Below are 8567 nucleotides of genomic sequence, written 5' to 3' on the forward strand. Positions count from 1 at the left end.
GCAGCCTGAACGATGCTGTCGAGTGGGGCGATATCGCGGAAAACAGTCTTGAAAATCAGGTCAACACCGGCATCGATTGCTTGTGTTGAGAAAAGGAAGAACGGGACAGTACTACACGACAATTGGTCTGCTAAGTCGATAATGAACTGCCGGTCAAATGGCCTGTAGCGTGAATTAAGAGTCAGTGCGACCGTGCCGACATGGGCTGGAATCACCCATTCATCGTCGCCAGTTGCCGGTTGACTAATCCCAACTTCGTTGAGGACATCCTGCGCAATTTCTGAGGCACTTTGCTCAGTCGTAGTGGCGTTGACGTCCTGTTCGTCCAGTACGGACTGGATTTCAGGTCCGAGATGATGGACTTCCTCGTAGTCAGTAATCAACTCTGTCAGGACTGCCGAGCTTTTGATCGTATTGCAGATCGCGAGTGTCGACCCTTCATTGAGTGTTGATTTGATTACTCTGCTAGCAGCCTCGTCGTGGCTAATGAATCGTATTTCAGACGAAAGCTGGTGTGATAGGGCCGTCTCGTCAATCGTGTACTGGACACGTGTTGCTTCTTCAAAGTAGGTCGGTTTCGAAACAGGAGGAAGTCGGGTCGGATATGTGGGTCCCTGTGTACAGGCGCTGCAGTTGCTCGTGTCGTGTTCGAGACCCGCCTCAAGGAGCGCTGTCGTATTCAAGTCACGAAGTAGCGTCGGTTGGGTGGCCGTCATTGCAATGAGACGGGTTTGGTACTCCTCAGTCAGCAGTTCCAATAGCCTCGTTATTCCGTCCCACCAGTCTTTGGGCAGTGCCTGTGGCTCGTCGAGAATCACGAGGCCACCGTCAAGTGCTGCAAGTTTCAACCCCTGTCGATTGGACGGTCCGGTGAGGCTCTCAAATAGCTGCACGAACGTCGTCAGAATCGTGCCATCTCGCCACGCTTCACCGAGTAAACGTGCGGTCTCTTCCTCGTCAGTTGCGTCGACGTCGCTGTCTTGGCGTTCGTCATGGTATACTACCGTCTCACTCAGGTAGTGATGGACTGTTAACGCTGATTTCATGGGATCAGCACCCCAGAGATCTGGATCTTCGAATATCGACCGGGTTTGTTCGATAATACTCGTGTATGGGAGCGCGTAGATAATCGGTCGAGAGTGCCTGTCTGTCGACTCGCTCGCTAAGAGGTCTCTTGATTCGAACGCGGCTGACAGTCCTGTGAACGTCTTTCCGAGTCCAGTTGGGAGTGTCAGCGTCGCAATCGATGAATCGCCGTCACTGAGCCACTCGTGAACTCCCTTGATCGTTTGGCGCCTTGCTCGCTCTCGTCCATCATTCAACTCAGCTTCCAGTGCATTTGCTGGTGGATCGTCCCTGAGGTCGGCGATATACGATTCGATAGTGTGGCGGTCAAGGGTGGCAAAATCGAAGACCTGCGACTCGGGAATTGCCATCGCATGGCTCTTGTCTGCGAGCGTGATGGCAGCCCAGTAGTGAAGCGTCCGATCGTACAATTTCTCAGGGAGCTTCGCCGAGTTTGGCTTGGGTCCAGTAAGTTCCTGACGCGCACTCAGTTCGTGGAGTTCGTCGACAACGGCACCTGATTTGGCCCAGTTCGAGAATTCGGCCCACGTCACGTCTGTGGCTCCAGTGAGTCGAAGCAACTCGGTGGCTGCATCTGGCCACTGACGATCTATCGCATCGGTCTGTGCGTTGAGGACTGTACTTGCTTCGTCGAACGCAGTTGCAAGTGGTTCTGCTGTGTACCGTGCTGCGTCGGGGAGTGCTTGGTGGTGTCGAGCAACTGCAAGCGTCGCCGCTAAGCGGTCTTGGTCGGGCGCGTCAAGGCGTCCAAGTACAAACCACGTCGCAAGCGCTCCGAGACGAGCGTGATTCTTCTCCTTGTCGGGCCCAGTATACGTCTCTTCAGGGCGGACGTGGGCTTGGAACTGGGGTGTCGATTTTCCAAAATCGTGGAGCGATGCGCCAACACGTAAAAACTGTGCACGCTCGTCTGTGAACCCGAACAGACGTGTGCTCCGAGTGGCGACAACACTATTATGGGCAGTAAGTCGAAGCGCACCCTCTTTGGTGAGTTGCTCCGACGGGTACTCACGATTCTTGTCGTCGTCTGCTGGGTGCGAAATGAGTGGGAGTTCCATGTCGAAAATGTATGAGTGGTCAGTTACCGGAACACGACAGTCCGGTCTTCGACGGTAACAGGAACAACACCAGCGTCGTCCCCGACTCGGACTGTTGCGCCTGCTTGCTGTGTGTAGATGTAATCATCGAAGCGAGTCGTCCGTCGGCCACCAGCGTTCTTTTCCATAACGGCTGGAGACCGCTCGACACCGTATGTCACACCACCTTGTGGGATCGCTTCGGAAAGCGAAGTCGGGACCACAGAGTCAATGTCAAACGTCGAGTCGTCTGTCAACCGGGTTGGTTTACAATCGGTGTTGACATCCTCGATTGTGGCGAGATACTCTGATTTCCCCAAGCTCGGTGGGTAAATTGACGTCCCGTTCGTAAGGTGCTCTCGGAGTTGGTGGTAGAACTCCTCGTTTTCAAGTGCGACATCGATTCGATATGCCGGGTCAGCCAGTACCTCATAGGCGTGGAGTTGCCGATCACCGGTGGTATCCTGATACGTGAGCTTGAACGACCGCCGACTCCCTACAGACGAAGTGACGTCTTGGCCTGGGTCCGTTCCAAGACCAGTCGTAGGGATGTTGACTGTCCGAAGCTCAGTGAGCGACGTAATGGCAATTGCAGCGTTGTCTGCGCCAAAGACATCGTAGTACGAGTCGCGGTCAGCACCGACGATGGCAGCAAGCATTCCAGCGACAGTCGTCCGTGGTGGGATTCTATATGTTTGTTTGGTGACACTCCGGCCGACACGCTTGAAATGTCCCCAAGTGGACCGAACGGTAAACGACAGGCAGCGATCAGGCACGCCATCGGCGTCTATTTGAAGTGACATCTGTTAGTCCGAATCATCAGGCTGCGAGCTCTCGCTCTTCAAGGACGTCAATCTCGTGGACGTTGTGGCCTGCGTCGGCGAGATGCCCGCCGAGTTCATCACTTCGAATCGTCTTGTCTCCAACGTCGAGTTCCAAACGGCCGTCACCGACGATGTGTACTGTCTGAATTCGCTCAGCTTCGTGGTTGAGCGCAGCTACTAGCTCTGACGCGTCGACAACGACGTCGTTGATGGATCGCAGTGACTCGTCACTCTCCGGTGAGAGTTCGAGCAGGTCGTGTAGTCCACCAATGTGGTAGTTTCCGTCCTTGTATTCGACACGGAGGTACAGCCGCGGTGCTTGCCCGAGTTTCGATCGCGACGTGGTTTGATTCTTGAGCGCCCGCCAACACAGCGTGTCGAGTCGCTCGACATCTGCTTGGGTCAGGTTGGTCGACTTCGCACCGTTGTTGTCGACGAGTCCCCAGAAGGGGAAGATCCCGTACTTGATGCGCTTGTCATCGAGGTCGAAGCCACCCTGTCGGTTTTCTTCGCCGGTCGAGATGACGCTGGTTAGCGAGTCGTACTCTTCATTCTCCTCGACCCTATTCAGGGACTTTGCCGGAAGGAACTGAACTGGCCCCTGGTAGTTATTTGGTAAGGCACTGTTCAGCGCTGAGCGGAAGGCCTCGTCAGTCTCATCGTCACTTGCTTCGAAGCTGAGTGTTGCGCCGAAGTATCGAACGTCGGTCGCTGCGTCGAGGAATTCTTCACCCACGTCTTCGAGATCGTCGAGGTCATCGGCATCTTCGATACCCCCCAACACGTCCTTGATGAGTTTTGTTCGGGTCCACGACTGTCCTTCGGTCTTTTTCACATAGATGTCGAAGCCATCGTCGAGAAGTTGGTCTCGAAGATAGCGCTTGAGCCGAACGTCGGTGATGATGCCCTGCTTGGTATCAGGGTCTTGGCGAGGTCGGTTGTCGCCGATTGGATTGCCGTTCGGGTTGCAGTCTTGTGCGTCGTAGATGAACAGGAGTTCGGATCGGTTTGGTGTCGTCATTGGTGTGTTCTGTTGGATTCTGGTGGTTAGTTGGCAGTGCTCTCCGCAGGCTGATCTTCGACCTCACTCTCAGTTTCACCCTCATGGAGGTCGAACGCAACTGGCATTGACCGGCGGCCGTGGGCGTGCCCAAGCACATAGCAGAATTGGAGTTCTCGCTTCTCCAACTGCCAGTCGCTTGGCATCGCTTCGGTTGTTTCGAGCAGTCGGTCAACGGTCTCTGGGAACAGCAGGTCGCGGTCGCCGCTGTAGTCTGAGTCGAAGGCGTAGACTTTCGTCTTCTCAAGCGCTGTCGTCAGTGCGTTCTCCAGGCTGTGTTTCGTCAGTTGGTCACCCCGAGTCTTCGAGTCGAGTGGGCGACCCATACTGCGGGCCGACTCCTGGTGCCAACTGATCTGCCCAACGAGGACGCCAGCTAGCCCAGCTGCTTTCCGTGTTGAGTCGTCGAAGAGTGGTCTGTCGAGGAACGATTCGAGTCGGCGCTCTCGGATTGCCGAAAGATCCGACGTGTCGAGGTCTGTCTTGGTCGTCATGGGTGTGTTGTTGGGTGCGATTTGAACGTCGATGCCACTCAGTAAGCCTGCCCGCGATAGCGCCTCCAGATGAACGAGCTGCTGGGCAACGATTTGGTGGGGTGGGACTGCACCACCCTCGGATTCGTCATTGTATCGGCGCATGTACTCGTCGAACAACATCGACGCATCAAGTGGTACACCAGCGATCAAGCGGTGGTCAACGATACGCCGGAAGTCGTCACCTTCATCGTCGCCACGGTAGGCGAACGCTGTGTCGGTGAACTCCTGGCCGACGATCCGATAGAACGCAAATTTTCGCGCTTCATCGAACTCGTCGGGAAAGTCCAAAAGCGGCCAGTTATCGTACTGAGCGAACCCACCTTGTCGTGGGTTAAGTGTCGGTCCCTGAACTGTCTCAGCGACTGCTTCAGCAAGTTCTGAAACCCAGTAAATAGGTGCCGACGGCTCTTCTGCGATGACGTTCTTGTCATCGCTGATTGGAAGCGTAATCGTGTAGAATCGAAGTTCCGTCTCGCTCAGTCGGCGAACCGCTTCGTCATCGGCTTCGCGAAGTTCGTACGTGACGCGTGCCATCGGTGCGCCACCGGACTCGTCGTATTCGCTCTCGGAATCTAACGACTGAATCGCGCCATAGAGCAACTGGGCTTTAGCCGCGGTCAGCTCTCCAGCGAAATACGGGAGTGCGTACGTCTCAACGCCCCCCCGTCGGCGGACACACTGTTCGATGAGGTCCTGACTCTTATTGAAGAGCATCGCGATATCGTCGCGTACTGGGTAATTTCGCCACGACTGGTCTTTTCGGAGCCCCGGTTGTGCGTCCGGGTGCTTGACCGAGAACACACCCAGCGGACTCTCAGAAGTCCCGACGACGCGGCCTTCTCGACCGGTGACAATGCCGGTTCCAACACCCTCTGATGGAGAGCCGGAATCGATGTTCTTGTTTGCTGCGTTGGCCGTCGCATACCGCTTCATCGCCTCCTCTAAGACATCTAACTCTGCAGGCCAGAACCAGCGTGTTTCAGTCTTATCGGGCGTTGCAAGCTCGGCACCGTCGATTCGGAGTCGGACTGTAACGGCCGTGGGAATCGACTCATCCGGTGGAAGGAGTTTTTCGACTTTCTCTTCGAGTGCTTCGAGCGAATCCGAGTCCTTCTCGAAGACTTCTGCGAGGCGTTCGATGACCCACGCATCTGGGTGTCCCTTCTCGCTAGTGAGGCTGAGGATGCTGTCCTGCGTTGTCCACGAGCGAACACGCCCGAGGATGGTACTAGCGACGCCCGCTGCGTCGTTCCCATTCTTCGAGCCGATTTGGGTGAGACTGTATTTTGCACCGCGGCCGGATGATTTGTGCGAGTACCGAAGTTTCGGAACGTCTTCTTCACGAAGCGTATCAACCTCTGGGTCACTTACGCCCGGGGTCTCCCCCGTGAGGTCGATGTCAATCGTGACGAGTCGCCCGTCGTCGACGAACGGTGCAAGCTTACTTGCACTCCCGTACAGTTCCCCGCCGCTTTCGGCCACGGCGAGCACACCGTACAGTGCCATCACGTCTTCTAAGCTCGATGGCGGCCGTCCGTGCCAGTGGGCCTCGATTGCGTCTTCGAAGTCTTCGATTGTTGGCCCAGCCATTAGTCACTCGCTCGGGGAAGCGTCTTGTCGGTGAGATTCAGGAACCCGAATCCGTGCTCGCGTCGTTGGCCAATGCCAGCGTCGAGCGCCAGATTCAGGTGATACCGATGGGTCTCGTTTCGGACTCGATAGCCCAAGTACCATTTCGAGAGCAGGACTGTCCGGTCGACGGCTGTCGCCGGCTGGAAGTGAATCGGGTAGACAACATCGTCTTTGATCGGTTCGATGCTGTCGAACAGCGGTTCGTCAACCTCCACCGGCCCGTCGTAGTAGTCGTCGCCGTACAGCTCGTGGGTACGCTGGAGCGACCGCTTGATTGCTGCCTGCAGTGGCTCCATTCCATGCTTGGGTCGCCAGAACAGTTTGGTCTCCGTGTCTCCAGCGTCGATTTTCTCCGTGCTCAGTCCGTGCTCCTTCGCAAGTTTGCGGTCGAGTGCACAGAAGACACCCGTCGCTGTTTCGAGTTGCCCAGTCGACCCCGCTTCGCCAACGTCGGGTGCATGGCCAGTGATCTCATCGACTTCGAACCGCATCTGGCCGACGTCGAACGCCCGCTCACTCCCGAAGTGGGAAACGAGGTCGTCGAGGACAGCCCGCCGCGGTGACGCGATACGGATGTATCGTCGGTCTCCTTCCTCGATTTGACCCCATGGGAACACATTCGAGTACGCGAATCCAATACCGTGGTCGGTATCGTGAACCTCGGCGAAGGCGTCGTTATCCTCTAGGCCGCGCCAGACCCTGCCTCGAACTTTATGATGATGTGACGTGTCGTAGGCGGCGTCAGCGACAGCGTCGAGTGCTAATTCGATACGCACGCCTCATACCACCTCTGTTATATGGTTGTAATTGTGTAACACAGTTTTCGTTTCGGATTGCCATCATTTGTAGATATTGTAAAATGTCTGTTAATTCGTATGTAGTTTAATGTTGATTGCGATAGAAGATATTGTAGACGAACTTAGGGAAGGGAGTCTCAATCCCACATGGGTTCATCTGAAATTCGACTTGGTGTACTCTCTCCTTTGCCAACATTTGCTTCAAACCCACAAGGGTTCGTCTGAAACGCGTGTGTTCGAGTTCGAGGCGAAGTTGCCACCGTTCGCTTCAATCCCACAAGGGTTCGTCTGAAACTCCGAACACTCGCTTCGGCGTGGTCTTGGAGACGGCTGCTTCAATCCCACAAGGGTTCGTCTGAAACTCCCAGCGTTGCATCTTGTGGGTCGATAAGCAAAGCTTCAATCCCACAAGGGTTCGTCTGAAACTAACTGTCTTTGAGCCATCCGGTTCGGACGAATCCGCTTCAATCCCACAAGGGTTCGTCTGAAACCAGAGTTGAAATCATCGCATGCAGTTGCAGCGATTGGCTTCAATCCCACAAGGGTTCGTCTGAAACTAATCCTCCTTTCCAACATCCCGAGCTTTGCGGTACGCTTCAATCCCACAAGGGTTCGTCTGAAACAATAGTTCGGTTCGTCGTCGGAGGGTCTGTGGACGCTTCAATCCCACAAGGGTTCGTCTGAAACGCGCATCGGTTCGCATCGGTGCGCGTCGCGTCACCGCTTCAATCCCACAAGGGTTCGTCTGAAACAGTGTTTTTTCGGGTTCGTTTACCGAAACTACAGTTGCTTCAATCCCACAAGGGTTCGTCTGAAACCACCGTCCCACCGGCCGATCATGCCGAGCGTGCCGCTTCAATCCCACAAGGGTTCGTCTGAAACTCGCTCACCTCGTCGTCGAGGGCCGCGTCTTCGACGCTTCAATCCCACAAGGGTTCGTCTGAAACTGCGGACGCCCGGTCGGCCGCAACGCCCGCTGGCGCTTCAATCCCACAAGGGTTCGTCTGAAACGCCGCGAAGCTGTACGAAGGGATGCACGGACAGGAGCTTCAATCCCACAAGGGTTCGTCTGAAACACTGATGGCGTTGCCATCCTCGGCGTTTTTCTTGCGCTTCAATCCCACAAGGGTTCGTCTGAAACTCGTTCGTTTTGTCCATACTTTTCCGAGACTGTAAGCTTCAATCCCACAAGGGTTCGTCTGAAACGCCCGTCGCGGAGGTGCGCGCCAGGCGCTCGGCCTGCTTCAATCCCACAAGGGTTCGTCTGAAACAACACTTACCCTATAGCCGCCGCAACAGTGTTTCGCTTCAATCCCACAAGGGTTCGTCTGAAACTCCGATCCGGCACGCGCTGCTGTGTCAGAATTTAGGCTTCAATCCCACAAGGGTTCGTCTGAAACCGGGTTGATGTCCATTCTCCCAGTCAGAGACGCGGCTTCAATCCCACAAGGGTTCGTCTGAAACCTTCGCCTTCACTTCCACCTTCGTTTCGTTCTTGTCGGCTTCAATCCCACAAGGGTTCGTCTGAAACAATAGTTCGGTTCGTCGTCGGAGGG

General features: G+C 55.4%; 5 protein-coding genes and 1 CRISPR repeat array. All 5 genes read right to left on the minus strand.

The features are described from left to right. A partial coding sequence (locus tag QT222_RS11490) for a CRISPR-associated endonuclease Cas3'' (protein WP_491477250.1) occupies positions 1–2144 on the minus strand: 2144 nt, incomplete at its 3' end. A 23-nt stretch (positions 2145–2167) separates the two neighbouring features. Further along, a complete protein-coding gene (cas5b, locus tag QT222_RS11495; protein ID WP_491477251.1) occupies positions 2168–2965 on the minus strand; it encodes a type I-B CRISPR-associated protein Cas5b in 798 nt (265 codons plus the stop codon). A 16-nt stretch (positions 2966–2981) separates the two neighbouring features. Then, positions 2982–4007, minus strand: coding sequence for a type I-B CRISPR-associated protein Cas7/Csh2 (gene cas7b, locus QT222_RS11500; RefSeq protein WP_491477252.1), 1026 nt, complete (start codon positions 4005–4007; stop codon positions 2982–2984). Between the two features lie 26 nt (positions 4008–4033). Continuing rightward, positions 4034–6172: a type I-B CRISPR-associated protein Cas8b/Csh1 gene (gene cas8b, locus QT222_RS11505; RefSeq protein ID WP_491477253.1), complete on the minus strand. Its 2139-nt coding sequence runs from the start codon at positions 6170–6172 to the stop codon at positions 4034–4036. Continuing rightward, positions 6172–6990: a CRISPR-associated endoribonuclease Cas6 gene (gene cas6, locus QT222_RS11510; protein ID WP_491477254.1), complete on the minus strand. Its 819-nt coding sequence runs from the start codon at positions 6988–6990 to the stop codon at positions 6172–6174. The genes cas8b and cas6 overlap by 1 nt, the downstream gene beginning before the upstream one ends. Positions 6991–7145: 155 nt before the next feature. Beyond that, a CRISPR array of direct repeats spans positions 7146–8542; the repeat unit is 30 nt; unit sequence GCTTCAATCCCACAAGGGTTCGTCTGAAAC. Positions 8543–8567: the final 25 nt, after the last annotated feature.

It is taken from the genome of Haloferax sp. s1 (genome assembly GCF_058382125.1).